Source organism: Mucilaginibacter sp., assembly GCF_036383575.1.
GTDB lineage: Bacteria > Bacteroidota > Bacteroidia > Sphingobacteriales > Sphingobacteriaceae > Mucilaginibacter.
In genome coordinates, this window is record NZ_DASVOB010000141.1 from 1 (window position 1) to 2,518 (window position 2,518).

1 protein-coding gene is annotated in these 2,518 nt (G+C 46.7%); it reads left to right on the forward strand.

The window, feature by feature from the left end; genetic code table 11:
• On the forward strand, window positions 1–2,262 hold a 2,262-nt coding region (gene katG / locus VF500_RS05155; RefSeq protein ID WP_330858648.1), incomplete at its 5' end, for a catalase/peroxidase HPI.
• Window positions 2,263–2,518: the final 256 nt, after the last annotated feature.

Here is a 2,518-nt window from a genome sequence, read left to right on the forward strand (position 1 = left end):
GAAAGCGAATCAATAGACATCAGTAAATGCCCTTTTCACAACGGCAGCATGAAGAACAATGTTGGCGGCGGTGGCACCCGGAACCACAATTGGTGGCCAAACCAGTTAAAGCTGAATATTCTTCGTCAGCACTCCTCGTTATCAAACCCTATGGGGGATGAGTTTAATTATGCCGAAGCTTTTAAAAGTCTCGACCTTGAGGCTGTAAAAAAAGATCTTCATGCGCTTATGACCGATTCACAGGATTGGTGGCCGGCAGATTTTGGTCACTATGGTGGTTTGTTTATACGTATGGCATGGCATAGTGCCGGAACTTACCGTGTTGGTGACGGACGTGGTGGTGCCGGTGCCGGGTTGCAGCGTTTTGCGCCGCTTAACAGCTGGCCTGATAATGTGAGCCTTGATAAAGCCCGCAGGTTGCTTTGGCCTATCAAACAAAAATATGGCCGTAAAATTTCATGGGCCGATCTGCTGATCCTTACCGGTAATATAGCTTTAGAGTCAATGGGTTTTAAAACCTTTGGCTTTGCCGGTGGGCGTGAGGATGCCTGGGAAGCGGACGAGTCAGTATATTGGGGAGCTGAAACAACCTGGCTGGGCGGCGACCTGCGTTATGCGCATGGTTCACACGGTGTGCAGGAAGGGCATGGTGTATTGGTGTCAGATGATGATGCAGATGGTGATATCCACTCCCGTAATCTTGAAAAACCGCTTGCTGCGGTACAAATGGGTTTGATCTACGTGAACCCCGAAGGCCCGGATGGTAATCCTGATCCTGTTATGGCCGCTAAAGACATCCGCGATACCTTTGGCCGGATGGCGATGAACGACGAGGAAACGGTAGCATTGATAGCCGGTGGGCACAGCTTTGGTAAAACCCATGGTGCCGCATCTGCCGATAATGTAGGCAAAGAGCCGGAAGCTGCCGGAATTGAACAACAAGGCTTTGGTTGGAGCAACAGCTATGCTTCAGGTAAAGGTGCCGATACCATCACCAGCGGATTAGAAGTGATTTGGACCAAAACGCCAACCCAATGGAGTAATAACTTTTTTGAAAACCTGTTTGGCTATGAATGGCAGCTAACAAAAAGCCCGGCCGGTGCAAATCAATGGGTAGCTAAAGATGCAGAAGCTGTTATTCCTGATGCTTACGATAGTTCAAAAAAACACAGGCCGGCTATGCTTACTACAGATCTTGCGCTGCGGTTTGATCCATCCTATGAAAAAATATCAAGACGCTTTTTAGAAAATCCTGATGCTTTTGCTGATGCTTTTGCACGTGCGTGGTTTAAATTGACCCACCGTGACATGGGCCCGCGCGAACGTTACCTGGGCGCTGATGTACCACAGGAAGAACTACTTTGGCAGGACCCGATCCCGGCGGTTGATCATGCATTAATAGCTGAAGCTGATGTTATAGCTCTGAAAACGAAGGTGCTGGGATCAGGTTTAAGCGTATCTCAACTGGTTTCAACAGCGTGGGCCTCGGCATCTACTTTCCGTGGTACTGACAAGCGTGGCGGTGCCAATGGTGCCCGCATTCGCCTTGCCCCGCAAAGATACTGGCAGGCAAATAACCCGGCGCAATTGCAAAATATATTGGATACGCTTGAAGGTATTCAAAAGGAATTTAACGCGCAGGGCGGCGATAAAAAAGTTTCGCTGGCCGATCTGATCGTACTGGCTGGTGATGCAGCCGTTGAAAAGGCAGCTAAAGATGCCGGTCACACCATCACAGTTCCTTTTACACCTGGTCGCGCGGATGCCTCGCAGGAGCAAACCGATGTTGAATCATTTGGCTACCTGGAACCTGCTGCTGATGGTTTCCGTAACTATCGCAAAACAAAAGCCCCGGTATCTACCGAAGAGTTGCTGATAGATAAAGCGCATTTACTTACACTTACCGCACCTGAGCTAACCGTATTATTAGGTGGCCTGCGTGTGTTGGACACAAACTTTGATGGTTCAAAACATGGTGTTTTTACAACGCGTCCGGGTGTGCTCAGCAACGATTTCTTTATCAATCTGCTTGATATGAGCACTGCATGGAAGGCCGTATCCCAGGATAAAGAACTTTATGAAGGCAGTGACAGGGCAACAGGTGCAGTGAAATGGACTGCTACCCGTGCAGATCTTGTACTGGGCTCAAACTCAGAGTTAAGGGCTGTGGCCGAAGTATACGGAAGCGCCGATGCCCAGGGCAAATTTATAAACGACTTTGTAAAGGTGTGGACCAAGGTGATGAACCTTGACAGGTTTTAAATAGGCCTAACAAAGAAATTTACAAGCTGCCATAAAGATATTTCAATACAGAAATAATTTTATGGTGGCTTTTGTATTTTAAAAGATCTCCTCTTTTTAATACTTGAAACGGAATAACCTCACAATACTTTTAAATGGTGTTATTTATTATAAATTTACAAAACTGAAGCCTTAGTATCTGATAAAAGAGAATACCGGCACTACTTCATAATCCCAATATTTTAGTTTAATAACATATTTTATATTTTCATTGCCT